Source organism: Nocardia sp. N2S4-5, from assembly GCF_044628355.1.
In the GTDB taxonomy this organism is placed as follows: Bacteria; Actinomycetota; Actinomycetes; order Mycobacteriales; family Mycobacteriaceae; genus Nocardia; species Nocardia wallacei_B.
Map to the genome: position 1 here is coordinate 2,903,240 of NZ_JBIUPM010000001.1, position 24,817 is coordinate 2,928,056.

Annotated in this window: 20 protein-coding genes; 6 read left to right on the top strand and 14 right to left on the bottom strand. The window is 68.8% G+C overall.

From position 1 onward, the window contains the following. Positions 1-600: 600 nt before the first annotated feature. Both ACFMRZ_RS13025 and ACFMRZ_RS13030 read right to left on the bottom strand, forming a co-directional pair. The gene (locus ACFMRZ_RS13025) at positions 601-1,140 is read right to left on the bottom strand and encodes a DUF1697 domain-containing protein (protein WP_400179353.1); all 540 of its coding nucleotides are present in this window, start codon (positions 1,138-1,140) and stop codon (positions 601-603) included. 40 nt (positions 1,141-1,180) lie between these two features. Next, on the bottom strand, positions 1,181-1,936 hold the full coding sequence (locus tag ACFMRZ_RS13030; protein WP_400179354.1) for an acyltransferase: 756 nt from the start codon (positions 1,934-1,936) through the stop codon (positions 1,181-1,183). 216 nt (positions 1,937-2,152) lie between these two features. On the opposite strand from ACFMRZ_RS13030, the gene ACFMRZ_RS13035 reads away from it, so the two are divergent. Beyond that, complete coding sequence (locus ACFMRZ_RS13035; protein ID WP_400179355.1) at positions 2,153-3,568, top strand: PQQ-binding-like beta-propeller repeat protein; 1,416 nt, start codon at positions 2,153-2,155, stop codon at positions 3,566-3,568. A 9-nt stretch (positions 3,569-3,577) separates the two neighbouring features. Here the strand turns inward: ACFMRZ_RS13035 and ACFMRZ_RS13040 are convergent, their stop codons facing one another. The 9 genes from ACFMRZ_RS13040 to ctaD form a co-directional block, all read right to left on the bottom strand. Continuing rightward, positions 3,578-4,762 (bottom strand): class I SAM-dependent methyltransferase, encoded by a 1,185-nt coding sequence (locus tag ACFMRZ_RS13040; protein ID WP_400179356.1) that lies wholly within the window; start codon positions 4,760-4,762, stop codon positions 3,578-3,580. Between the two features lie 243 nt (positions 4,763-5,005). Then, the gene (locus ACFMRZ_RS13045; RefSeq protein WP_280370266.1) at positions 5,006-5,986 is read right to left on the bottom strand and encodes a class I SAM-dependent methyltransferase; all 981 of its coding nucleotides are present in this window, start codon (positions 5,984-5,986) and stop codon (positions 5,006-5,008) included. Between the two features lie 37 nt (positions 5,987-6,023). Further along, positions 6,024-6,788 (bottom strand): enoyl-CoA hydratase-related protein, encoded by a 765-nt coding sequence (locus ACFMRZ_RS13050; protein ID WP_280275553.1) that lies wholly within the window; start codon positions 6,786-6,788, stop codon positions 6,024-6,026. Positions 6,789-6,860: 72 nt separating this feature from the next. After that, the gene (locus ACFMRZ_RS13055; RefSeq protein ID WP_400182845.1) at positions 6,861-7,634 is read right to left on the bottom strand and encodes an NUDIX hydrolase; all 774 of its coding nucleotides are present in this window, start codon (positions 7,632-7,634) and stop codon (positions 6,861-6,863) included. A gap of 340 nt (positions 7,635-7,974) precedes the next feature. Next, positions 7,975-8,814, bottom strand: a complete 840-nt coding sequence (locus tag ACFMRZ_RS13060; protein ID WP_400182846.1) for an ABC transporter ATP-binding protein — start codon at positions 8,812-8,814, stop codon at positions 7,975-7,977. A 298-nt stretch (positions 8,815-9,112) separates the two neighbouring features. Further along, entirely contained in the window at positions 9,113-9,889 is a 777-nt protein-coding gene (locus ACFMRZ_RS13065) for a peptidyl-tRNA hydrolase (protein WP_400179357.1), read from the bottom strand. Between the two features lie 350 nt (positions 9,890-10,239). Continuing rightward, positions 10,240-11,007, bottom strand: a complete 768-nt coding sequence (locus ACFMRZ_RS13070) for a protease inhibitor I42 family protein (protein ID WP_400182847.1) — start codon at positions 11,005-11,007, stop codon at positions 10,240-10,242. 140 nt (positions 11,008-11,147) lie between these two features. After that, the gene (gene serB / locus ACFMRZ_RS13075) at positions 11,148-12,371 is read right to left on the bottom strand and encodes a phosphoserine phosphatase SerB (protein WP_400179358.1); all 1,224 of its coding nucleotides are present in this window, start codon (positions 12,369-12,371) and stop codon (positions 11,148-11,150) included. Between the two features lie 144 nt (positions 12,372-12,515). Then, complete coding sequence (gene ctaD, locus ACFMRZ_RS13080; RefSeq protein WP_400179359.1) at positions 12,516-14,252, bottom strand: cytochrome c oxidase subunit I; 1,737 nt, start codon at positions 14,250-14,252, stop codon at positions 12,516-12,518. Between the two features lie 171 nt (positions 14,253-14,423). Between ctaD and ACFMRZ_RS13085 the strand changes: the two genes are divergently transcribed. Beyond that, positions 14,424-15,509 (top strand): ABC transporter substrate-binding protein, encoded by a 1,086-nt coding sequence (locus ACFMRZ_RS13085; RefSeq protein ID WP_400179360.1) that lies wholly within the window; start codon positions 14,424-14,426, stop codon positions 15,507-15,509. A gap of 4 nt (positions 15,510-15,513) precedes the next feature. Here ACFMRZ_RS13085 and ACFMRZ_RS13090 read toward each other — a convergent pair whose 3' ends face one another. Both ACFMRZ_RS13090 and ACFMRZ_RS13095 read right to left on the bottom strand, forming a co-directional pair. Next, positions 15,514-15,891 (bottom strand): hypothetical protein, encoded by a 378-nt coding sequence (locus ACFMRZ_RS13090; RefSeq protein ID WP_280362563.1) that lies wholly within the window; start codon positions 15,889-15,891, stop codon positions 15,514-15,516. 75 nt (positions 15,892-15,966) lie between these two features. Further along, entirely contained in the window at positions 15,967-17,118 is a 1,152-nt protein-coding gene (locus ACFMRZ_RS13095; RefSeq protein ID WP_400179361.1) for a damage-control phosphatase ARMT1 family protein, read from the bottom strand. A gap of 193 nt (positions 17,119-17,311) precedes the next feature. Here ACFMRZ_RS13095 and ACFMRZ_RS13100 point away from each other — a divergent pair, with 193 nt between their 5' ends. The 4 genes from ACFMRZ_RS13100 (at position 17,312) to ACFMRZ_RS13115 (ending at position 23,418) form a co-directional block, all read left to right on the top strand. After that, entirely contained in the window at positions 17,312-18,871 is a 1,560-nt protein-coding gene (locus tag ACFMRZ_RS13100) for an alkaline phosphatase D family protein (protein ID WP_400179362.1), read from the top strand. Between the two features lie 106 nt (positions 18,872-18,977). Next, positions 18,978-19,418: a YbaB/EbfC family nucleoid-associated protein gene (locus tag ACFMRZ_RS13105; protein WP_400179363.1), complete on the top strand. Its 441-nt coding sequence runs from the start codon at positions 18,978-18,980 to the stop codon at positions 19,416-19,418. Between the two features lie 15 nt (positions 19,419-19,433). After that, positions 19,434-20,684 (top strand): WXG100 family type VII secretion target, encoded by a 1,251-nt coding sequence (locus tag ACFMRZ_RS13110; protein WP_400179364.1) that lies wholly within the window; start codon positions 19,434-19,436, stop codon positions 20,682-20,684. 256 nt (positions 20,685-20,940) lie between these two features. Further along, on the top strand, positions 20,941-23,418 hold the full coding sequence (locus ACFMRZ_RS13115) for a GNAT family N-acetyltransferase (protein WP_400179365.1): 2,478 nt from the start codon (positions 20,941-20,943) through the stop codon (positions 23,416-23,418). A gap of 1 nt (position 23,419) precedes the next feature. On the opposite strand, the gene nrdF is transcribed toward ACFMRZ_RS13115, so the two are convergent. Then, positions 23,420-24,382: a class 1b ribonucleoside-diphosphate reductase subunit beta gene (nrdF, locus tag ACFMRZ_RS13120; protein WP_400182848.1), complete on the bottom strand. Its 963-nt coding sequence runs from the start codon at positions 24,380-24,382 to the stop codon at positions 23,420-23,422. Between the last annotated feature and the right edge of the window lie 435 nt (positions 24,383-24,817).

The following is a 24,817-nucleotide window of genomic DNA, read 5'->3' on the forward strand; positions in this document are numbered from 1 at the left end:
ACGAGACCGCCTGCGGCACCGAACAATTGCTTGATTTCACCGGCATGCGCCGCCGCGGCCCCGGGGCCACCCGAAGCGTCAGGGGCGATCGAACCCCCCTCCGAATATCCATAGCTAACCGGACCACCAGGACCCATTGAAACCCCAGGGACGGCCGAATACCCGGGGCTGTCCAGGCGGGCCGGGTCGTCGCCTCGGGTCGGTGGGGCCGGAATCGCCTGGGCGGGAATGACTTGACGGATCGAGCCGTGCGTGTTCACGCTCAGCTGTTTCGGGGCGGTCAGTAGTGAGGGTGGGACCGGTTCGGCGGTTGCCGGGGTGGTGGCTGCGGAACCGGCCACGAGAGCGGACATGGTGAGGATGAGCATGGCGCGCAGAGCACGCGGAACGGCCTTCATCGTGATTCCCCCTGCGATTCCCGATGGATATGAGTGGTCAACCGCTATCCGCGATCGAGAATTGATCGCGGCCCCCCGAGGTGCACTCCTCGGTAATCATCGATTACACGCCGTACCGGCCGTGTTCCCATCGGTCCGTCCGGACCGGCCGATGTCTACTTCCCCGAAAGCTGTTGCCGGAGGGGATATCGCGGGCGAGGCGTCAGAGCTTCGCCAGTACCTTCTGCACCGTCAGCCAGGTGCGGGTGGTGATGTCCTTGCCGTACACGGTTTCCAGCCACGCCATGTGATCGGGCGTGGTGCTCGCCGTGTTGTCGATGACGGCGAGCACGGCCGCGGCCGCCTCGTCGTACCCGACGATGCGTACCGCGGGAGCCAGTCCCGCCGGGAGCGCGTCCGGTGCGGCCGCCGCGCGGTCTTTCAGGAATGTCACCGTGAGGTAGGTGCCGCGCCCGTGGGTCAGCCCCGGGAAGGGGTCGGAATCGACCAGTGCGCGCAGCTCCGCACGGCTGCGGAGGATCGTGCCGCCGCCGATGCCCAGCTCGGCGTTCAGTGCCTTCTGGATGCGTGATTCCAGTGCGGCAGCATCGGATTCGGGACTGCCGAATACCACGTTGCCGCTGCTCAGCACCGAGCCCACCGCCTCGAAGCCCAGCCCCTCGAACACGCTCCGCAACCTCTCGTTGCGCATGTTCGGGTTGCTGGGCATGATCCCGCGTAGCAGGGCGGCGTACCGGTTCATGGGGCAGACCGTACTCGCGGCCTCCGACAGGTTCGGAGTGTCAGCCGGCCTGCGGCGCGCCGACCCCGTTCTTCTTGCGTTCGATGTCCTCCAGCGCCGCCAGGTATTTCGCGCGCTCCGCCGCTCCGGCCTCCCACGCCTCCTTGCGGTTCTTGACCACTCGCGCGGGCGCGCCGACGGCGATGCCGTAATCGGGGATGTCGCCCTTGACCACCGCGTGCGCGCCGAGCACGCAGCCGCGGCCGACCCGGGTCTCGCGCAGCACGGTCACCTTGGCCGCGATCCAGGTGTCGGGGCCGATGCGCACCGGACTCTTCACGATGCCCTGGTCCTTGATCGGCAGCGTGATGTCGTCCATGCGGTGGTCGAAGTCGCAGATGTAGCACCAGTCGGCGACCAGCGTGGATTCGCCGATCTCGATGTCGAGGTAGGTGTTGACGACATTGTCCTTGCCGAACACCACCTTGTCGCCGATGCGCAGCGAGCCCTCGTGGCAGCGGATGGCGTTGCCGTCGCCGATGTGCACCCACTTGCCGATCTCCATGCGGCTCAGCTCCGGCGTCGCGTGGATCTCCACCCGCTTGCCCAGGAAGACCATGCCGCGCAGCACGATGTGCGGATTGGTCAGCCGGAACTTGAACAACCGGTAGTACCGCACCAGGTACCAGGGTGTGTAGGCGCGGTTGGCGAGCACCCAGCGCAGCGATGCCATGGTCAGGAAACGCGCCTGCTCGGGGTCCTGCCGGCGCGACCCCCGCCATCGCGAGTGCAACGGTGCGCCCCACATGCTCGTCACGAACTTTGCTCCCTAGAGTCCAGCGGGCGACCGCGGTCGTCCAGCGGTGTCGTCGTCGAGGTACCAGGGTACTTTCGCCCCGCGCCCGGGCACCCGCTGCCCTCGGAGAAATCCCGGCGGCGGACACGGTCGCGGCCGGGCTCACCCAGCCCGGTGGTAGCGGGGTCGATGTTCTAGTCTCGTGCAGGCCCGTACAAGCAGATGGGAGTCCAGCAGGTGCGAAGCGGCAACCGGCGATCCCCGCGCAGCGAGCACGACCGGGGGACAGCCACAGATCACCGCGCGGCGTTGCGCCGTCCCGCGCGCGCACGACGTACCGCGCGCCGTGCGGCCGCGCTGGCGGGCGCCTGCGGCCTGCTCGCGCTGACCGGCTGCGGCAGCACCACATTGGACGACATCAAGGTGGGTCCGGGCAAGGGCTGGCCGGTGGCGTATCACGACGCCCGCAACAGCGGCGCCAGCCCAGTCACCGGGTCGCGACACTTGGTCGCGCGCTGGGCCCGGCCGCTCGGCGGACCCGCGGCGACGCCGACCATCATCGGACCCGGCGGGCAGATGTTCGTCACCACGCGCCTCGCCACCGACTGTGTCGGCACGCCGGGCGCCACCGGCGCGATCGTGTCCCTGCAGATGCCGACGGGGCGCAAGCGGTTCTGCAATGCCATGGGGCCGGACGTCGCCGCGGCGGGCGCGGCGGTCGACGGGCTGGACAACGTCTACGTCGGCGACAACGGCGGCCTGTTCTCCTTCAACGCGCTCGGACAGCCACGCTGGCGCACCCCGGTCGCGGGCGTGCCGGTGTCGGTGCAGTTCACCAGCGACGGCAACGTGCTGTCGGTGACCCAGTCCGGACAGATCGACGTGGTCGAACGGCAGACCGGGAATCTGGCGGCCGCCACCTTCCAGACCCTGGGCGAGCCCGACTTCCTGCGCCAACCGGGCCTGCCGCGGCCGCCGGACGGCGAGGGCGTCGGCGACTGCCCCACCGGCGGTCCGCAGTGCCCGGTCGCGAATGTGTCGGCGCTGGAACAGAACTCCGGCCGCTTCTATCTCACCGTGCGACGGCCCGGCACGACCACCGGCGCGCTGGTCGCACTGCGCTACGCGGACAAGCAGATCCGGCAGGAGTGGAGCGTCGACATCCTCACCGACGGCAGCGCCACCAGCCCGACCCTGTCCGGCGACGGCGAGACGGTGTACGTCGGCGACAACAGCGGCCGCCTGCTGGCCGTCGACGCCGCCGACGGGCACACGAAATGGACGCAGCCGCTGGGCTTCGCGCCCCAGGGCGCGGTCTCGGCGCAGGACGGGCTGCTGATCCCCGGCGGCGACGAAGGCCACCTGCTGGCACTGCGCGACAACGGCGACAGCGCCGAGATCGCCTGGGAGCGTAAGGATCTGCCACTGCGCGGCCGCCCGGTACAGACCGCGGGAAACACCGGTTACGCGGTAGCCCCGCTCGGCGACTCGCTGAGCCTGGTCACCTTCGACACCAGCGACGGCAATACCCTCGCCTCCATGGCCCTCCCCGGCGCCCAGGGCACGACCGTCGGCACCGCGGTGAGCGCCAACGGCGATGTGGTCGTGACGACCCGCATCGGCGAGCTGTTCGCGTTCAAGCCGGACGAGTAGAACGGCGACTCAACGGGGCGACGGAGTCTCACAGAGGAAAACCGTAGGGGCGCGGCCTATTCGGGTGATCACCAACGTGTAGGGGTGCGTGCCGCGAGGTTTGAGCCGGGCGCGTAGGGCGTCCGGGTCGAGATCTACTCCGCGGGTGAGTATTTCCAGTGGGCCGCAGTCGCGTCGGTGCAGTTCGGCGCGGAGGGGCTTCTCGCGGAAGTCGAGGCGGTCGATGACGCGGAAGCCGCGCACGCCGTCGGGGACGCTGTCGCCGGTGAGGTAGGCGATACGTGGATCCAATTGCCACAGAGCGTGTTTCGCCGCGTAGTGGCGGACCAGTCCGGCGCGCACCACCGCGCCGTCGGGATCGATGATCCACTCGCCGGGCGCACGGTCGGGGATGTCGTCGGGTTCGGCGTCGGTGAGGGACCAGGAGGAGCCATCGGAGCCGAGTACCGTGGCGCGGCGGGTGACGCCCGGTTCGGCGAGGCCCGCCGACCACAGGCAGGCTTCCCGGACGGCGCCGTCCAGCGAGACCAGTTCCACCTCGCCGTCCCATGTCCCGCGCGGCGCGATACTGTCGAAATCCAGTCCGGGAGCACACTTCACGACCAGATCCCGGCCGCGATAGACGTCGAGCAGGTCCGGCAGCGGCGGTTGCAGCTTGGCGGGATCGTGCGTGCGGCGGCCGTCCGCGCGCCGGGCCGGGTCGGCGACGACCACGGTGCCGGAAGTACACGGAGCGAGCGCGTCGGCGCGGGCCAGCAGCACGTTCCCGGGCCCGGACAGGTTGTGCGCCGCCATGGCCAGCCGGACATCGTCGAGGTCGCTGCCGATCACCGCCGGGCAGACCTGTTGCAGCGCAACCAGTTCCGCGCCGATCGAACAGGTCACGTCGTGGACGGCCCGGCCCGCCAGCCGCTGTGCGCGGTGTCGCGCGACCACACTCGGCGTGGCCTGTTGCAGGGCGTCGTCGGTCAGCAGCCACTCCCCCGGCCGCTCGAGCTTCGCCGCGGCCCGCCGCCGCAACCGCACGGTCTCCACGAGTGCCGCCGCCCGCTCCCCGTGGTCACGCCGCGCCCGCTCCAGATCGCCCACCAGCGACCCCGCCGTCAACGCGAGCCGCTCCACCTCTCCCAGCGCGGAACATCCAGGGCCACTACGCAAATAGGCGACATCGTCCGGCGAGAACCGATACCCCACTACCGCTTCCCCTCCGCGACGGCCGACTCGCCACCGGGCGCGTACCCACTCACCGAGTCACTCCGATGTCCCGCTGCGGTCCACTCCTGCCCGCTTCTCTCCGCCGATTCCACAGGCCCTGAACCACTTCCGATGCCGACCCGCACCAGCCGGGCGACCGCAGCTCCCGACAGTCCTTCGTCCCGAGAGCGGCGCGACGGCACGTTCACGGCCCACCTATTGGGCGAATGATGCTGGGACGCACTACTTTCCGGAGGCGAGCGGCTTCACGCCGGTGATCATGGCGTTGTAGAAGAAGCGGCGGGGGACGATGTGCTTGAGGACGCGCTCGTCGACCCAGCTCAGGCCCAGCCAAGCGCGGTACTGCGCGAGGCGGTAGCGCCAGCTGAGCTTCTCCGCGGGGACGGCGGCCTCGAAGGTGCGCACCGGCCAGCCCCACAGGGCGGCGGCGAACTCCTCGGTCTCGGCGTGCACCTGGGTGGCGCCGGCCGCGCGGGCGATGCCCTCCAGCTGGGCCGGATCGAAGGTGTGCAGGTCGACGACGGCCTCCAGCGCGGCCGCGCGCGAGGACTCGTCGAGTTCCTCCTGCGGACGCCGCCACTCCCGCAGGAACGGCAGCTTGGTGACCTCGGTGGTGACCTTCCAGGTGACCTGGCCCAGCTTGCGGGCGTACAGGTTACCCACCGTGGTCGGCTCGCCCGCGAAGACGAATCGCCCGCCCGGCTTGAGCACCCGCAGGCACTCCTTCAGCGCCAATTCCACGTCCGGAATGTGGTGCAGCACGGCATGCCCGACGACGAGATCGAAGGTATCGTCCTCGTACGGGATGGTCTCCGCGTCGGCGACCCGGCCGTCCACCTCCAGGCCGAGGTGCTCGGCATTGCGCAGCGCCACCTTCACCATGCCCGGGGACAGGTCGGTGACCGAGCCGCGTTTCGCGACTCCGGCCTGCATCAGGTTCAGCAGGAAGAAGCCGGTGCCGCAGCCGAGTTCCAGGGCGCGTTCGTACGGCAGCGGCGCGTTCGGCGCGACCGCGTCGAAGCGGCCACGGGCGTACTCGATGCAACGCTCGTCGTAGGAGATCGACCACTTGTCGTCGTAGGTCTCCGCTTCCCAGTCGTGATACAGCACCTGGGCCAGCTTGTTGTCGGCAAGCGCCGCCTGGACCTCCGCCTCGGTGGCGTGCGGGTTCGGCGCGGGGTCGTCAGCAGGACGTGCGGTCATGGTCCGCTAGCGTACTCGAGCGATCGGCGGGCCGAGATCAGCGGCCCACGAATTCGGCGGAACCCGGACCCGACGCCGAATAGGAACGTGTTCCTATGCTGCGGTCTTCGGTTTCGAACAGCTCCGACCACTCGGCGCGGGCCCGATCGTGGCCGTGCGTACCGGCCTCGAAGACCCGTTTGGCGGCGGCGAGCGCACGGGCCGGGCCCTCGGTGAAGCGCCGCGCCCAGCGCAGGGCGGCGGTGTAGACGTCGTCGGGGGCGACGATCTCGTCGGCCAGGCCGAGTGCCGCGGCCTCCTCGGGCTCCACGAAACGACCGGTGTACACCAGGTCCTTGGCGCGGGCCGGGCCGATCAGCAGGCTCAGTCGCCGGATTCCGGCGACGGGGATCAGGCCCGCGTGGATCTGCGGCAGGCCGAGCTTGACGTTGTCGCCGATGATCCGGCGATCGGCGCCCAGGGCCAGTTCCAGTCCGGCGCCGAGCGCGTACCCGCTGATCGCGGCGACGGTCGGCTGCGGCAGCCGGGCCAGGCAGCCGAGCGCCCGCTGCAGGTCACCCGCGACGGCCCGCGCCTGGTCGGGAGAGAGCCGGGCCAGTTCCGCCAGTTCGTCTCCCGCGCTGAACACGCGCTCGTCCCCGTAGACGAGCACCGCCCGCACCTCGGGGTCCCCCGCGATCCGGTCGGCGGCCTCGGCCAGCTCCAGCGCCGACTGCACGTCGATCAGATTCAGCGGCGGCCGCGCGAAGCGCAGCACGGCAATCCCCGCTTCGGCGCGGTCCACGGTCACGTATTCGGCCACGGGGCAGGAGCCTACTGGGCAACGACGCCCGCTCCGGAGGCGGTGGGCGGACCCGAACCGCCGGGACGCCGCTCAGCTCGGACGGCGCGAGCCTTGGAGCCGGGAAGCGTCGGGCAGATCGGCGAAATAGCGGTCGTTGTGCGGGAATTGCAGCCTGGGCTTGCCGTCGAGCGTTCCCAGCACGGGCTGGATCGGCTCGATGACCGGATCGGCGGCGAGAATGTCCGCGGTGGAATCGAATTCGCCGAGGATCACCAGCTGTGACCAGGTCGGCGGGAGCAGCACGTCCTGGCCCGCGCGCCAGCGCCGCAGCGATTCGGCGGGCGTGCGCCAGGCGACCTCGTGCGCCTCGGACGTCGCACCGTCGGCACGCTGGCCGGTCGGCAGCACGGCGACGAAGAACCGGGTGTCGTAGCGGCGTTCCTCGACGACCGGCGTGATCCAGTTCGCCCAGGGCCGCAGCAGATCCGCGCGCAATACCAGGTTCGCCTCGGCGAGAAAGGTTCCCAGCGACAGTTCCCGGCGTTCCAGCCGCCCGCGGGCCTCGCGATAGACGGCGGTGTCGGAGACGACAGTGTCGGCCGTCGGTCCCGCGAGCAGCACCCCGCACTCCTCGAACGTCTCGCGGACCGCGGCGCACACCAGCGCCTGCGCTCGTGCCGCGTCGGTGCCGAACCGCCGGCCCCACCACACCGGATCGGGTCCGGCCCAGGCGATTTCGGCCTGGGCGTCGGAGGGGTCCACCCCGCCGCCGGGAAACACCGTCATCCCCGCGGCGAACGCCATCGCCTGCACCCGCCGCTGCAGGAACACCTCGGGACCGGAGGCGCCGTCGCGCACCAGCATCACCGTGGACGCGTCCCTCGGCTCCGGCGGCGTCGAATCGGGCTCGGCAACAGTCTCGCTCACATCTCGCACCCTAACGCCTGCTTGGTCGCCGCCCGCCGACAGGTATGCGCCGTACAAAACGCACCCAGCCGTCCGGATGTCCGCAGCCGATAGGCCCACGCCCGGCCGGACAAGCACAGGCAGGCCGGTTCGATCCCCGTGCACTCGCGGCGCTGTGCGCAGGCAAGGTCGGTGCAGCGCCGATCCCGTGCACTCACAGCAGTGAACGCAGACAAACCGGTGCAACGCCGATCTCGTGCACTCACGGCGGTGAGCGCAGGCGAGGCCGCGACCCCGTTCAGCCGCGGCGGTGGCGGTGGCGGCCGAAGCGGTGTGAGCGGCGGGCGAAGTAGCGGCCGTCGATGCGGTCGAGGGTGATCGACTGGCGGAAGGCCTCGCTGAGGTTCTCCGCGGTTACCACCTCCTCCAGCAGTCCCTGGGCCACCACGCTGCCCTCGTTCAGCAGCAGCGCGTGGGTGAAGCCGGGCGGGATCTCCTCGACGTGATGGGTGACGAGCACCGTCGCCGGGGCGTCGGGGTCGGCCGCGAGATCGCCGAGCTTCTCGACCAGTTCCTCGCGGCCGCCGAGGTCCAGGCCCGCGGCCGGCTCGTCGAGCAGCAGCAGCTCCGGATCGGTCATCAGGGCCCGCGCGATCAGCACCCGCTTGCGCTCGCCCTCCGACAGGGTGCCGTAGGCGCGGTCGGAAAGATGTTCGGCGCCCAGGCTTTCCAGCATGTCGATGGCACGGTCGGTGTCGATGTCGGCGTATTCCTCGCGCCAGCGCCCGATCACCGCGTAACCCGCGGACACCACCAGGTCACCGACCTTCTCGTCGAGCGGCACCCGGCTGGCGACGGCCGCCGACGACATCCCGATGCGCGGGCGCAGTTCGGTGAGGTCGGTCCGGCCTATCACCTCGCCCAGGAGGTTGGCCGTGCCCGACGTCGGATGGACCTCGGCGGCGGCCATCCGCAGCAGTGAGGTCTTGCCGGCGCCGTTGGGGCCGAGCACGACCCAGCGTTCGTCTAGTTCCACCTGCCAGCTGACGGGACCCACCAGGGTGTGACCCGAGCGCCGGACAGTCACCTCGTTGAAGTCGATGAGCAGATCGGGATCCGGTTGCGGCACGGGCTCCATCTTGGCCCACGCCTTCGAACCGCGCCCAACGTGGTCGGTTTGCACCTTAAGTGTCATAGTCGGCCGCGCGGCCGGCCGCGTGCCAAATCGTCGTTGTGACGGTGTGATTCGGGACTCCTGCCGGGGCGCGGACGCGGGCGGCGGAACAATCGGCCCAGCAGCAACGCCACCGGAATCGAGCACACGACCCAGATACCGAGCACTATCCACAGTGTCGTCATATCCGTCGCACCTCCGCGAGTCGTGCCCCGATACTGCCGCAATCACGCCGCCGCGTCGACCGCTCGGCGCAGGTACGTCAGGCCGCCGGCGCGGTGCCGGGCGGGACGGCTATCACCGTCGTCGAACCCGGCGCCACCTCGGTGAAACCGGCGTCGCGGACGGCGGTCGCCGAACCCCGGCGAACCTCGTCGCACAACGCCGACCACTGCCGCGGACCGGCGTCGCGGACCGAACACCGGAAGCCACGCAGTGACCAGGCGTAGGCCCACTCCACCGGCAGCTCACCGGCCAGCAGCATGCTCGCGTGCCCGACCTGTGCGGCGGCCTTGCCCACAGTCATACCCAGATCCGAATTCACCCATAGCACCGGAAGCTCCGGATCGGGCGGACCTGGCTCGTCGGGCTCGAGGTCGGTGCCGCCGATCTGAAGTTTCCGGATGCGCGGGTCGATATCACCGACCGGGCCGGGCACCAGGGCACGCGCCTGCGCCCCGCCGATCTCGACGGTCACGCCGTCGACCTCGCCCGCGGCCAGCCACTGGGCGCCCCTCGCCCGCCGCGCTACCTTGCGGATGCGGGAGCGCTTCCACGTCAGGTAGCGGTCGGCCCATTCCCCGTCCGGACCGACCCGTGGGTCCAGGCACAGCCGCACCACCGCCGTGGCGGCGGCCGCCAGCAGGGCGCTGCGTTCCGGCGGGTCGACCTTGGGCACGTGCAGCACCATCTGCATCGCCTGCACCAGCGCGGGGTCGTCCGGGTCGCCGCCACCGCCGTATCCCTGCGCCAATTCCGCGTGCCGCGCGATGAATCCCGCGTCCAGCCCGCGCGTCACGGCATCAACCGAATCGGTCATCCCAGGGCTCCCCGTACACCCACCGCACCCAACCCTCACTCCGATCACGCGAACAACCCTGCTCAGCGTATCGCCGCCCGACGAACGCCCCGCCCCTACAGCGAGCGCACCCACCCCGAAATTCCCATCGCCCCGGCACCGCCCGCCGTGCGACATTCACGTCAAGACTCGCTGCCAACCAGATCTGCGCCGGACAAATCCCCGCCAGGCCGACAAGATCCGCCACCAACAGTCATGCGTGGCCGGGGACCCGCCACCGACAATCACTCACGGCCGAGCCGACCGGATTCGCGGCCGACAGTTATCCATGGCCAGGGCGTCAAGACCCGCTGCGGATGGTGGCTTGCGGGTTAGTTGGTGACGGTCACGTGGAGGGTGAAGCGTTGTGCTGGTTCGATTCCCGGCTCCCAGGGGCGGGCGTTGGCGAGGCGGAGTTCGGTCTTGCCGGGGGCTATGGCGACGAAGTGCCAGATCGAGGTGCCGCCTACGCCGACGGCGGTGTCGGCGCCCGGGGCGGAGCGGTATTCCGGGTCGCCGGTCTGTTGGAGGACGGCGGGGTCGAGGGGGTCCAGCTCCCATTGATAGCCGGTGCTCGGGTTGGCCGCGAGCGACACCTCGAGCCGACGGCCGGGCGCGAGCGATATCTCCTTGCCGTCGGAGTCGCCGGTGACGGTCAGTGGCGTCCCGACCTCCGGGGGCGATGGGGAGGCGCCGCGCGGCTCCACCCGGATGTCCCGTACACCGTCCGCGGGCACCTTCGATTGCGGGTCGGTGCAGCCGATCTCCAACGTCGCCGTCGGGCCCGCCGAGATCGCCCACAGCGGCACCCAGTCGGCGGCGCCGGGATCGGCGGGAGCTGGGTGCAGTTCGGCTTGCCGTCCGGTGGTCGTGTCGACAGCGGTGCAGCGCAGCGCGGAGGCGGCCTCGCCCCACGCGGAGGGGACCAGGATCACCATCCGGGCATCGGCCGGGACGGGCACGCGAGCCGTCCCGCCGAGCGGGATCCGGACGTCCGACGAAACCGGCTGCGGCGTAGCGGAATCCGTCGCCGCGTTCCCCGAATCATCGTTTCCGCACGCGACCAGCGCGAGGCCCGACACCAACACCAGCAGGGGCATCCGCACGTTGTTCTCCAGTCATCGATCCGGCGTTCGAGCAAACTCAGGGCAGACTGTATCGGCGGCCCGCATCGGCCGATCTTCACCGCGCCGGAGCGATCATCCAGCTAATCCCTGCTCTCGCAATCGTTCACGGAGACTCAGGTCAACGGCACCCGGCGCAGCAGTCCGTCGCGAGCGTCGGCGGCCTCCACCTCGTCGCGGGTGACACCGAGAATGAACAGCACGGCATCCAGATACGGGTGCGAGAGCGCGGCGTCGGCGACCTCGCGCAGTGCGGGCTTGGCGTTGAACGCGATGCCCAGCCCGGCCGCGTTGAGCATATCGATGTCGTTGGCGCCATCGCCGACCGCGACGGTCTGCTCCATCGGCACCCCGGCCTCGGCGGCGAAACGGCGCAGCGCCACGGCCTTTCCGGGCCGGTCCACGATCTCGCCGATCACCTTGCCGGTCAGCTTGCCGCCGACCACCTCGAGCGTATTGGCCTGCACGAAGTCCAGTTCCAGGTCGTGCGCCAGCGGCTCGATCACCTGCCGGAAACCCCCGGACACCACACCACAGCGGAAGCCGAGCCGCCGCAGCGTGCGGATCGTGGTGCGGGCGCCCGGCGTCAGCTCGATGACCTCGGCGACCTCATCGATGACCGCCTCGTCCAGCCCGGCCAGCGTCGCGACCCGCTGCCGCAGCGATTCCGCGAAGTCGATCTCGCCCCGCATCGCCGCCTCGGTGACCTTGCGGACCTCGTCCTCGACGCCGGCGTGCGCGGCCAGCATCTCGATCACCTCGCCCTGGATGAGGGTGGAGTCGACGTCGAACACGATGAGCCGCTTGGCCCGTCGCGCCAGACCCGCGCGCTCGACAGCGACGTCGACGTTCTCCTTCGCCGCCACCACCGACAGCACGGTGCGCATCGCCGTCTCCGCCGCCGGGTCGGTCGGCGCGGTCACCATCAATTCCAGACCGATCACCGGATAGTCGGCGATGCCGCGGATCGAGTCGATGTTGACGTTCTGCTCGGCCAGCTTGCGCGCGATCACGCTGAACGCCCGCGCCGTCACGGGACTGCCGAGCACCACCACCGCGTGGGTCGAGAGCCGGGCGCCGCTCACCGAATTCGCGCCGATCTCGACGTCGACCTGCATGCCGACCGTGGCCATGGCGTCCTCGAGCTGATCCTGCAGATCTTCCGGATCGCGAGGGCAACTCACCAGGACGCCGAGGGTCAGTCGGCCGCGAATCACGACCTGTTCGACGTCGAGCAGGCTCACGCCGTTGCGCGCCAACGCGGTCAGCAGTACCGAGGTCACGCCCGGCTTGTCGGGGCCCGTGACGGTGATCAGCACGGTCGTCTCGGACGTGCTCAAGCGAAAACTCCGTTTCTCGTGACATGCTCGGCCGCCGATGACGGCCCGCACATTGTCTCAGGTCGGTCCGGGCGCCTCGGCGGCCACCCGAAAACCGAAACGCGGCGGCCGTCGTGTCGACGGCCGCCGCGGATTCGATCCCGACTAGCTGGAAACCTTGTCGAGTTCCTCGACGTGGTGGGGCTTCGAGCCCCAGCCGACGTGGGCCTCGGCGCGCATCCGCTCGATCATGTGCGGATAGTGCAACTCGAACGCCGGACGCTCGGACCGGATACGCGGCAACTCGTAGAAATTGTGTCGCGGCGGCGGACAGGTCGTCGCCCACTCCAGCGAACTACCGTAACCCCACGGATCATCGACCGTGACCACCTCGCCGTACCGGTAACTCTTGAAGACGTTCCAGATGAACGGCAACGTCGAAGCGCCCAGGATGAAGGCGCCGATGGTCGAAATCGTGTTCAGCATCGTGAACCCGTCGGTGGGCAGGTAGTCGGCGTAGCGGCGCGGCATGCCCTCCGCACCCAGCCAGTGCTGCACCAGGAAGGTGGTGTGGAAGCCGACCATGGTCGCCCAGAAGTGCCACTTGCCCAGGCGCTCGTCCATCATCCGACCGGTCATCTTCGGGAACCAGAAGTAGATGCCCGCGAAGGTGGCGAACACGATGGTGCCGAACAGCACGTAGTGGAAGTGCGCGACCACGAAGTACGAGTCGGAGACGTGGAAGTCCAGCGGCGGGCTGGCCAGGATGACACCCGACAGACCACCGAACAGGAAGGTGACCAGGAAGCCGACGGAGAACAGCATCGGCGACTCGAAGGTCAACTGCCCCTTCCACATCGTGCCGATCCAGTTGAAGAACTTCACGCCGGTCGGCACCGCGATCAGGAACGTCATGAACGAGAAGAACGGCAGCAGCACCGCGCCGGTCGCGTACATGTGGTGCGCCCACACCGCGATCGACAGCGCGGCGATGCCCAGCGTGGCGTAGACCAGCGTGGTGTACCCGAAGATCGGCTTGCGGCTGAACACCGGGAAGATCTCGGACACGATGCCGAAGAACGGCAGCGCGATGATGTACACCTCGGGATGACCGAAGTACCAGAACAGATGCTGGTAGAGCAGCGCACCGCCGTTGGCCGGGTCGTAGATGTGGCCGCCCAGGTGCCGGTCGTAGGCCAGCGCCATCAGCGCGGCGGTCAGGATCGGGAAGGCCAGCAGCACAAGGACACTGGTGACGGCGATGTTCCAGGTGAAGATCGGCATCCGGAACAGCGTCATACCCGGGCAGCGCAGGCAGACCACGGTGGTCAGCATGTTGACGCCACCGAGGATGGTGCCCAGACCGGACACGGCCAGACCCATGATCCACAGATCGGCGCCGACGCCGGGCGCGTGCACGATGTCCGACAGCGGGGTGTAGGCGGTCCAGCCGAAGTCGGCGGCGCCGCCCGGGGTGATGAAGCCCGCGGTGGCCATGGTGGCGCCGAACAGGTACAGCCAGTAGCTGAAGGCGTTCAGGCGCGGGAATGCCACATCGGGTGCGCCGATCTGGAGCGGCAGCACGATGTTGGCGAAGCCGAACACGATCGCGGTCGCGTAGAACAGCAACATGATCGTGCCGTGCATGGTGAACAGCTGGTTGAACTGCTCGGGAGACAGGAACTGCAGGCCCGGACGCGCCAGCTCGCCACGCATCAGCAGCGCCATCACGCCGCCGATCATGAAGAACGACATCGCCGTCACCAGGTACATGACACCGAGCACCTTGGGGTCGGTGGTGGTGACCGCCTTGTAGACGAACGACCCCTTCGGCCCCAGACGTGGTGGGTACGGCCGAGTCGCTTCCAACTTCGGGACTGGCTGGGGCTCTACAGCAGTCACTGATCCTCCATTAGGTATGGCCTTGTAGCTGGTTGTCTCTCGACAATGCGCTACGACGCATCGTAAACCGTGCTGTCACAGGGCATCGCGCCCGGTCCTACTCTCTGTCGTAATCGACTGGTCGCGGTGTCGTCGTTGGGGCCGCGCGGGTGGTCTGTGTACCCTTCCCGCATGCCGGTGAGCGAGGTCGACTCCCCCCGAAACGCGATTGCGCGCAACCACCGCCACGCTCGGAGTTTGCGCGCGGGTAGCTTGGCGGCGGCCGCCGCGGTGACGCTCCTGACGGGCTGCGCCCAGGGGACCCACGACGACGCCAGCATCGTGCGCACCACCACCAATATCGCCGGGGCCGCCGTGGTCGGCATCGAACGCGACACCCGCACCGCCTGCGCGCTGCCGTCCGCGCCGGACCGGACATCCGGAACCCGCAGCGTGACCCAGCCGTCGGGCACGACGCAGGTGCCCGCGGATCCGCAGCGCATCGTCGTCCTCGACACCGCGGCGCTCGACGCCGTGTGCGCGCTGGGACTGTGGGAGCGGGTGGTCGGCGCGGCGACCGCGGCCGGGCCGACCCCGCAGCCCGCCTATATGGGCACCGGCATTCAGAAGATCCCGAGCGTCGGCGGCATCGGCGCGCCCGACGTCGGGGCGATCACGGCGCTGCACCCGGATCTGATTCTCGGCGCGGCCGGGAACGGCAACGCCGACGCGCTGCGCCAGGTCGCGCCGACCGTCACCGCCGGTGCGGGCAGCTGGCAGGCGGTCTTCAGCGCCTACGCCGACGCCCTCGGACGCGGCAACGCCGGAGCGAAGGTGCTCGAGGACTACCTGACCGCGGCCCGCGAGACCGGCACGGCGATCGGAGCAAATCTCTCGCAGGCCTCGGTCATCCGCTTCACCGCCGACGACATCCAGGTGCTGGGCGACGACACCTTCGCCGCGGGGGTGCTCGCCGACGCGGGCGTGCAGCGGCCGACCGCGCAGCGCGGCGCGTCGTTCACCGTCGGCGAGCTCGACGAACCCGCCGAACGCAACAAGCTCGAGGGCGACATCATCTATCTGATGTTCGACGGCCCCGACGGCGAGCGCCACGGCAAGAAGGTGATGGACGGCAAGTACTGGGAGAAGCTGGGCGCCGTCGTCGACCGCCGCGAATTCGCCGTCGAGGATCCGATCTGGCACGGCACCGGCGTCACCGCGGCCCGGGCGATCCTCACCGACCTGCAGAAGACGCTCAACGGGTACGTCACCGACTGAGCCGCTACCGGCGCGCACCGCCCGCCGGCGAACTCTTGCGCGGCCGCAGCGCGTAGGCGGGCACGAGCTGGTCGGTCAGATGCAGCGCCGGACGCCCGTCGGCGTACGGGATCGAGAAATTGACCCGGCCCAGCCAGTCCCCGTTGAGGGTCGGCACCCAATGCGTGAGCGTGCCGGGCCGCTCGCCGGTCATGTCCAGCCCGGCGCCGTTGACGTGGCGCGGCATCCCCGGATCGCGGAGCAGGATCGCGTCGAGCCGGACCCACACCGGGCGCGGCGGATAGGTGAGCGCCCGGTAGTAGTAGCCGGTCTCGTTCGGGTATTGCAGCTCGGGCTCCGTGCCTTCGGTCCGAGGTAACTCACCATCCTCGTTCGAACGCATATTCGAATACTAACCCGAGGTTCATGACACGTCTTACGATGGTCCGGATTCGCCGAAACGGCTGGTCGAGGTGGGTCAGCGGGCCTGGATGAGGGCATGTTCGCCATTGGTGCGCCAGGGGCGGCCGGTGGCGTCGAGGTCGACCACCCGGTCGGCGGGCAGGCCGGCGACGACGTCGGACTTCAGGGTGCGCAGTGCGGTAACCGGGGACGGGAAGTAGGCGGTGAGGTCGGCGAAGGAGGCGGTCGGCGGTCGGTCGCGGTCGCCGAGCAGGCGACGGTAGTTCAGGTCGCCCTTGAGGATCGTCATCGCCGCGCAGGCGAACTCGACCGACAGGTCTTCGGGCAGTTCGTGGAATGACAAAGGGGCACAGAAGAATTCGTGGGTGCGGGGCACCAGGCGGCCCTCGTTCATCGCCAGCCACAGCCGCTCCCCCACCTCGCGGGCCGCGGGTGTGGCGCTCTCGCGCAGGACGCGCAGCGCGGCCGACAGGTCGGCCATGGTCGCGTCGGAGACGTAGTACGGCTGGGGCTTGAGGTAGATCGTCACCCGGGCGGCCGCGCCGCTGGTGAGCAGGTAGTCGACGAGAATCAGATCGGGCAGGAGTTCGCGACCGGCGTTGTCGGCGATCAGGCACACGTCGGGGTCCGTGGCGGCGGCCAGCGTCGTCCACAGCACGGGACTGTCGTCGACCAGCAGCCGATCATCGCGGGCGCCCGAACCGGCGACCAGCTGGAATCCGAGGTCGGCCTGGTTGCCCCACAGCGCGGAGACCAGCAGGGCATCGCGCTTCTTCTCGTCCGGCACCTCCGCCAGGTCGGCGAGTGCGCGCAGTTCGTCGGCGACGGCCGGGCTCGCCAGCTCCGCGGCTTTGGTCGGCCCGAAGGGATCGATGCCGCGCCACACACCCGGCCCGAAATACCCGACCGCCTCCAGCAGCCGCCGGTAGAAGTAGCTCTCGGCCCACAGGAAAGAGGCCTCACCCCATGGCTTGCCCCACAGGTCCCGCCCCCACTCCGCCCACCGCGGACCGTCGGCGGCGTCGGTCCGCAGCGGCTCGATCACCCCCGCGACGCTCTCGGCCAGCAACTTCCGCAGCGCCGTCTGTTCGGCCTGCCCGTACGGGTGAGCATCGATCACCCGCTCGATCAGCTTCGGATGGCGCTCGTGGAACACGCTGTAGGGAAACGAGCCCGGAACTCCCGCGAGAATCGGCGCATCGGTCATCCCTCGATACTGTCCTACCGGCTGCCGCCCGGTCTACGCGGACACGATCCGCGCGGAGGTGGCGAGAATTGCCGTATGGCCGCGAATCGTGTCCGCTCAAGCCGGGCCACCGGCAGTCGCTTGGTCGAAAGTTGGCCCGGCGGTCGCCCACCGTTCAAGTTTCGTTGCGCCGACTCGAGCAAGGTGCTGAGGCATGGCTGAGCATCGCCCGCGTCCCGGCTTCTCCCGGCGGACACTGCTGCGTTCCGGCGCGGTAGGGCTGGTCGCGGCGCCGGCGCTGGTGGCATGCTCAGACGGCCCCGGGCTGGTCCGGGAGCGGCCGAGCCTCACGCACGGCGTGGCGGTGGGCGATCCCCGCGGCGACGGTGCGCTGATCTGGGCCCGGTCGGACCGACCGGCGAAGCTGATCGTGGAGACGTCGGCGACCGAATCCTTCACCGACACAAGACGTTTCGAAGGCCCGCTGCTCACTCCCGCGACCGACGGCACCGGTCGCCTGCGCCTGGCCGGGCTGCCCGCCGGACAGCAGGTCCACTATCGGGTGACCCTCGAAGGCGACAACGGCGCCACCTCGGAGGCGGTGACGGGCGTCTTCCGCACCGTGCCCGCTACGGCCTCGGATCTGCGGCTGCTGTGGTCCGGCGACGTCGTCGGCCAGGGCTGGGGCAGCAACCCGGACCTCGGCGGCATGCGGATCTTCTCGGCCATGGCCGCCCGCGACCCGCACCTGTTCCTGCACTCCGGCGACGCCGTCTACGCCGACGGCCCCCTGCAGGAGACGGTGAAACTACCCGACGGCCGCATCTGGCGCAATGTGGTGACCGAGCCGAAAAGCGCTGTGGCACAGACCCTCGAGCAATTCCGCGGCCAGTACGCCTACAACCTGCTCGACGACAACTACCGGCGCTTCAACGCCGCGGTGGCCCAGATCGTGCAGTGGGACGACCACGAGACGGTCAACAACTGGTACCCCGGCGGGCAGGTCGCCGCGACGAAGGGCTACACCGAGCGGAGCATGGACGTGCTCGCCCAGCGGTCCTGGCAGGCCTTCCGCGAGTGGATGCCACTGGATCCGGCCGAGGCAGCGGACGGCCGCCTCTACCGCAAGATCTCCTACGGACCGTTGCTGGACGTGTTCGTCCTCGATATGCGCACCTACAAGGACACCAACAACGCCGACCGCGCCCCGGACGGAAAGATCTTCGGCCCCGAGCAAACCCGATGGCTGATCGACGGACTACGAGATTCCCGCGCCACCTGGAAGATCGTCGCCAACGACCTGCCACTGGGCCTGGTGGTCAAGGACGGCGAGCAGCCGGACACCACGGCCTTCGAGGGTCCGGCCAACGCCGATCCGGGCGCCCCCGCGGGCCGCGAGACCGAGATCGCCCGGGTGCTGTCGTCGATCAAGGCGAACAAGGTCACCAACGTGGTGTGGCTGACCGCGGACGTCCATTACACCGCGGCACACCACTATTCGCCGGAGCGCGCCGCGTTCACCGACTTCGACCCGTTCTGGGAGTTCGTGTCGGGACCGCTCAACGCCGGCGCCTTCGGCCCCAACGACCTCGACGGAACCTTCGGCCCCACAGCGGTTTTCGTGCACGCCCCGCCGGTCCAGAACTCCTCACCGCTGGACGGGTACCAGCACTTCGGCGAGGTCCGCATCGACGGCGCCAGCCGTGAACTGACCGTCGATCTCCGGAATGCCGCCGGTGCGTCGCTGTTCACCCAGCGCCTCGCGCCGATGTAGTCGCCGCGCCCCCACGGAACCGATTGCCGCCGAACGCCGTCTAATCCCCCAGAAGTCCGACAGCACATCGATCGAATTCAGCGCGAGCCGAATGGGGAGTGACATCATGAGCTTCGACGACAGCCCTGGCGAGTCCATCGAACAGCTGCGGCGGCGGATCGCCGACGCTCTGGACCGGCACGACGAGATCCGCGCCGCGCTGCCCGATGTCATCGCACAGCTGGGCGCCTACCGATCGACGGTGTCCTCGCCGGACGGTTCGGTGGATGTGACGGTCAACGCCGCGGGATCCGTGGTCGATGTCCGCCTGGCAAGGGATGCTTTCCGCACCGGGAGCCCGGACTCGTTGAGCCGCAGCATCGCCGACACCGCCCACCGGGCGGCGCACGAAGCCCTCCGATACGTTGCGGAGATCACCGCGGTCCTGGCCGATTCCGCCGAATCCCTCACCGAACTGCCCGATCCGATACCGAATGCGAGCCTGCGCGACCTCCGAGAATCGTTGTGGCAGTTATCCTCACCGCAACCCGACCGGACCGGCTCGTAAGCATGGCGGCGCGTCATGGGCGAGTCGTTACATGTCGATCCCGGGGGGCTGCGAGCGCACGGGGCCGCATTCCTGGATGCCGCCGACCGGGCACAACAGATATTCGACCGGCTCACCGACGCTCTGGCCGAGGCGGGTCCGTGCTGGGGTGACGACGAACCGGGAAAACAGTTCGCCGTGAACTACACACCGGACGCCGATCGCACCGTCTCCGGGTTCCGCGAAGTCATGCGGGCGCTGCGCGACCTGGGCGACGCTGTCACCGGCGCCTCGGGCAGGTACGACGACCAGGACGTAGATGCCGCGAGCCGAATAGCCGCGACGGGCGAGGTATCGGGCCGCAGGCGCGACGACGAGCCGCCGCCTCGATATCGGACGGACACGGCAATCGAACCCACCGCCGACCCGGCCGGAACGGACGATCCAGACGCGCCTGGCACGCGCGACGGCACCGACACGACGGTGGCCGAAGGCACGCCGCCCCGGCCCGCCGACGAAACTCGTTGCGACCGTTCGGAATCCCCTTCTGCGGCGGCTTCTCCCCAGGCTGCCACCGCGGCGGCCGGGCCCGAAACCCCAAACCCACCATCACCTCCGAGGCCGCGAACTGCCACACCGACTCCCGGCGTCGAGGAACCGACAGCCCTCAGTGACCGCCCGCCGCAGGTCGCGCCACCGCCGGTGCGAGCGGCTACGCGAGTTCCGGGCGACGAGCAGGCCCGCGGAGGCGGTGCGGCAGGCACCCCGTGGTCTCGGCTTTCGGGCACGTCCACCACTCCCTGGTCGGGGCCCGACGGGCAGCCGCGTCCGTCGTCCCGCCTGCCGGCGGGGCGTGCCCACCGGGCCGAACGCACACGCCGGGCCCGCGCCGCGGTATCCACCAGCCGAGACCCACGGGTACTGATCGCCGAGGCGCTGGCCGCGCGACGAGGGATCGCGGTCACGGGCTTCGACGCACCGCACGTCGACGAAGCCGCGGTCCGGCAGTTCGCGGCGGCCGTCGACGACCTGCTCGACGCGTTTCCCACGCTCGGTCTCCGTGCCGTTCGCATCGCCGAACTCGAGGAGCCGGATGTGGTGCTGGCCGTGTGCAATTCGACGGATATCGAGACAATCGTGCTCAACCGCAGGTGGGCCGCCGACCCGGAGCGACTCTCCGCGGTCAACACGAATCCGGGGCCCGTCTATAACGCGGTCGTGCACGAAGTCGGCCGCGCCGCAGTCGATCTGGCGGTCCGGTCCGCCACGGAAACACGAAAACGGTGACACGAGGTAAAAGAACCCGATGAGTTCGCTGCCGGAGGGTCTGCTGTCGAACACGGCGACCGAACTCGCTATCGGCCACTGGGCAGAGGGCGACGAGTACCTGCTGGGCCAGGTCAGCGAGGCCTGGTCGACCGCGGCGAAGGACTCCCGGGACCTGGCCGATCACATCGACACACTGAGCCGTTCGACCTCATCGAATCTGGACAGTGCCGCCGGAAGCAAGCTGGCCGAGGCCTCGACCGCGCTCGCGGACGGCATGCGCCGGCTCGCGAGCACCTGCGAATCGCTCGGAGCGCAGGTCACGGACGGGCAACGCGAAGTCCAACTGTGCCATCACATCGTCACCCTCACCGCTATCACTCTCGCGGCTCAGCTCGCTGTGGATCTGGCCTTGTCGCTGTCGGGAGTCGGCGCGGTCAAGGCCATCGCCGAGCAGCAAGCGGCACGACGGACAATGCAGGCCGCATGGCGCGCGCTGGTCGAGAAACTCGCGGGAGACGGCGCCGCAGCAGCCGCCGCCCGGCGGGCGATGATTCTCGGCGGCGGGCAGGGGCTCGTCGTGGACGGTGGGGCACAGCTGTGGCAGGTCCTGGCCGACCACACCAGAACGGTAGGCCAGATCGACTGGAACTCGATCGCGAAGTCGACGACGCTCGGTGTAGGGGGCGGATGGGCCGGGTACAAGGCCGGTGGCCGGGCGTCGCAGTGGGCCGCCGACCGCCTCGGCGCCGACCGCATGGCCAGGCGTGTCCGGTTGCCCGGCACCTCACTACTGTTCGCCCCCGCGCAACTGCAAGCAAACCTGCTCGGCCTCGGAGCGGGTGGCGTCGCGGGCGGCGCCCTCGGCGGCGCCGGCGCCTACGGCTGGGAACGCTTCATCAACGGCGCCTCGGGCGTAAGTCTCTGGGAGACGGTCAAAGCCGGTGCCGCGACCGGTGCGGCGAGCGCGGTGCTCGGCGCCGGCAGCGTCTTCGTCCATGCCGCCCGGCCGAGCCCGCCGCAGCCGGGATCCACGTCGACACACGGGCAGGATCTGAGAACGCACCTCACCGAACTGTCGACCGATGCCCTCGACGGCCCCGCCTTCCACCGGTTCGTGGCGGAAAACGATCTCTCCGCGGCAGATCCCGCATTCGAGAACAACGACTACGTCCATGCGGTGCACGAGACCAACAGAGTGATCGCACGCGACGTCGGGCCCGAATTCGACACCGGCAGAGCGGAGACGTCCCCGCTGCGGGACCACGACGAGCCCGCGCCGTCGACCCACGATTCGCCGACCGACCACTCGGCCGACACATCCGAGCGAACGCGGGCAGAGCTGTACAACACACTGAATGCAGCGGAATACCACGGAATCACCGACCCCCGTGCTGCCGAAACCCCGGTAGAAGTTCTCGGCAGGCAGCGCAGGGCCGCTCTCGAAGCCTGGACGGACGCACTCCCACGACTGCGCGGCGAACTTACCGCCGATCCGGACTTCCCGGGACACCGGGAACTGCTCAACCGGATCGAGGAGTACGAGCGCAGTAATTCCGATTATTTGCAACGGCGGAACGAAGTACAGAATCACCTCATCTCGGACGTCCGCCTCGGTAGGCACATACCCGATCCGTCCTATACCGTGGCCGACGCGCAAATTGTCCGTAACATACTGCTGGAGGCACAGCGCGGCACAGTCACAGCGGACGAGTTCTCCAAAGTGCTCCAGCACCTGACGGCACAGCGCGAATACCGGCACCTCAACTTCCAAATTGGCGGAGCCAAATGGGCCGCGGAAAGAACTGCGGACGCCAAGAAACTTTTGACGGAAAGCCTCGGCCGCTACCTGGAGAACAATCCGGCATTCACCCGAATCGACTTCAGCACGCAGAGACCGACCCTGCATCCCGCCCATCAAGCACACACAGCCGCCGCCCTGGAGACTGCGGCCGCGCACAATCCCGCCGAGCTCGGTCGCCGGATCACCCGGACCATGTCCGACGCCGGACTAGCCTATGGCAGCATCGCTGGCCCGCGTCTGATCCACCCCCCACCGGACGCCGCCGAAACCAGCAATGTGCCCCGCTTCCACGCTCATGCCGACCACGCCATCGAATCCCTTGTGGAGCGTATCCGGCAATCGGGGGTCAGCACCTGGTCCCCGGACCCATACCACTCCAGCATCAGCGATGCCTATACCCTCTCCCGAGTCTTGGCCCGTTTGGAGCTCGAATCGTTCGGCCCGGTACGCGCGCTCGACGGCGACTACCTCGAAAGCGTCCTCCTGAGCAATCCGCGGCAGATCATCATCGCCTCCGCGCCTTCCCTCGACGGTGGCCCATGGCACCCGGACGACGTGGTCGGTTACTGCGAATACGAGGTAGGCCATCAGGACCATGGATATGTCGTTCCCCCGGACGAGGGCTATGTCAGCGGGATCTGTGTGGCGTCCGCATGCCGCGGCCTGGGCATCTCACGCAAACTCATCGAGCAGACGTTCTGGAAGCTGTTCGTCGACCACGACATGTCCAGGGTGGTGATGACGATGCGACCGAACAATACGGAAATGCGATCGCTGGTCGAATCCATGGGCCTGCGGATCAGCCGCCGGCTCGACGGTGACATCTACGGTGACGGCCAGCCCCGCGTGGAGATGGCATTGACGCCGGAATCCTGGATCGCCTACCTCCGATCCAGGAACAGGCCCCTGCCGCCGGGCGCGTGGCCGGGAAAGCCCGACGAACAGCCGTGATTCAGAAGTCCCAGTCCTCGTCCTCGGTATTCACGGCCTTGCCGATCACGTAGCTGGAGCCCGAGCCGGAGAAGAAGTCGTGGTTCTCGTCGGCGTTGGGCGACAGCGCCGAGAGGATGGCGGGGTTGACCTCGGTCTCGTCCTTGGGGAACAGGCCCTCGTAGCCGAGATTCATCAGCGCTTTGTTGGCGTTGTAGCGCAGGAACTTCTTGACGTCTTCGGTCAGGCCGACCTCGTCGTAGAGGTCCTGGGTGTACTCGACCTCGTTCTCGTACAGCTCGAACAGCAGCTCGAAGGTGTAGTTCTTCAGCTCGTCCTGCTCGGCCTGCGACAGTTGCTCGAGGCCCTTCTGGTACTTGTAGCCGATGTAATACCCGTGCACGGCCTCGTCGCGGATGATCAGGCGGATCAGATCGGCGGTGTTGGTGAGCTTGGCGCGCGAGGACCAGTACATCGGCAGGTAGAAGCCGGAGTAGAACAGGAAGCTCTCCAGCAGCGTGGACGCCACCTTGCGCTTGAGCGGGTCGTCGCCCCGGTAGTAGTCGAGCACGATCTCGGCCTTGCGCTGCAGGTTGCGGTTCTCCTCCGACCAGCGGAAGGCGTCATTGATCTCGCGGGTGGAGCACAGCGTGGAGAAGATCGAGCTGTAGCTCTTGGCGTGCACCGACTCCATGAAGGCGATGTTGGTGAGCACCGCCTCCTCGTGCGGAGTCAGCGCGTCCGGGATCAGGCTCACCGCGCCGACCGTGCCCTGGATGGTGTCCAGCAGCGTCAGACCGGTGAAAACCCGCATGGTCAGCTGCTTTTCGTGCGGGGTCAACGTGGCCCACGACGGGATGTCGTTGGACACCGGAACCTTCTCCGGCAACCAGAAGTTGCCGACCAATCGGTCCCAGACCTCGGCATCCTTCTCGTCGGGCACCCGATTCCAGTTGATCGCAGACACTCGGTCGATCAGCTTCACGCGCCGCTCACTCACCCTTCTCACATCGCCGGACCGCGGGGATTTCCCTCGCCCTGGAACACTACTACTGGGGTACCGAAACAACATGCAACACAAGAACTTGTGTCTTGTGCTGTACAGCACGTCCACCGCGAGTACGCGGCAACCCAGCCCCGGCCGCACCGTCCGGAGTCCCCGTGCCCGCAGTTTGCCAGATCCCCTTGCCGCCCGGCCGGACCGCCACACTCTGTCTCCTCACCCTCGCTGCGGCACTGCTCTGCCACAAGAATGAAATCAGCGATATGAGACATGGCCTCTCCTAAAGGCATCTCTATCCGCACCATTGGGAACACGGCCGGAATCCAGAAAGCTAGTCTCGGCCGGCGGAATCTGCAGAGCTGTCGACTGCGTCCAGCGAAGCACGTGGGGCCGCGCGGAATCGGATGACGGATCAAC

Excerpts from the sequence above, each read along its gene's own strand:
- ACFMRZ_RS13025 (WP_400179353.1), bottom strand. The coding sequence starts at position 1,140 with ATGAACCGGTACGCCGCCCTGCTACGCGGGATCATGCCCAGCAACCCG.
- ACFMRZ_RS13045 (WP_280370266.1), bottom strand. The coding sequence starts at position 5,986 with ATGACCGCACGTCCTGCTGACGACCCCGCGCCGAACCCGCACGCCACC.
- ACFMRZ_RS13055 (WP_400182845.1), bottom strand. The coding sequence starts at position 7,634 with ATGCTGGTGCGCGACGGCGCCTCCGGTCCCGAGGTGTTCCTGCAGCGG.
- ACFMRZ_RS13060 (WP_400182846.1), bottom strand. The coding sequence starts at position 8,814 with ATGGAGCCCGTGCCGCAACCGGATCCCGATCTGCTCATCGACTTCAAC.
- ACFMRZ_RS13065 (WP_400179357.1), bottom strand. The coding sequence starts at position 9,889 with ATGACCGATTCGGTTGATGCCGTGACGCGCGGGCTGGACGCGGGATTC.
- ACFMRZ_RS13070 (WP_400182847.1), bottom strand. The coding sequence starts at position 11,007 with ATGCCCCTGCTGGTGTTGGTGTCGGGCCTCGCGCTGGTCGCGTGCGGA.
- ACFMRZ_RS13085 (WP_400179360.1), top strand. The coding sequence starts at position 14,424 with ATGCCGGTGAGCGAGGTCGACTCCCCCCGAAACGCGATTGCGCGCAAC.
- ACFMRZ_RS13090 (WP_280362563.1), bottom strand. The coding sequence starts at position 15,891 with ATGCGTTCGAACGAGGATGGTGAGTTACCTCGGACCGAAGGCACGGAG.
- ACFMRZ_RS13095 (WP_400179361.1), bottom strand. The coding sequence starts at position 17,118 with ATGACCGATGCGCCGATTCTCGCGGGAGTTCCGGGCTCGTTTCCCTAC.
- ACFMRZ_RS13100 (WP_400179362.1), top strand. The coding sequence starts at position 17,312 with ATGGCTGAGCATCGCCCGCGTCCCGGCTTCTCCCGGCGGACACTGCTG.
- ACFMRZ_RS13105 (WP_400179363.1), top strand. The coding sequence starts at position 18,978 with ATGAGCTTCGACGACAGCCCTGGCGAGTCCATCGAACAGCTGCGGCGG.
- ACFMRZ_RS13110 (WP_400179364.1), top strand. The coding sequence starts at position 19,434 with ATGGGCGAGTCGTTACATGTCGATCCCGGGGGGCTGCGAGCGCACGGG.
- ACFMRZ_RS13115 (WP_400179365.1), top strand. The coding sequence starts at position 20,941 with ATGCGCCGGCTCGCGAGCACCTGCGAATCGCTCGGAGCGCAGGTCACG.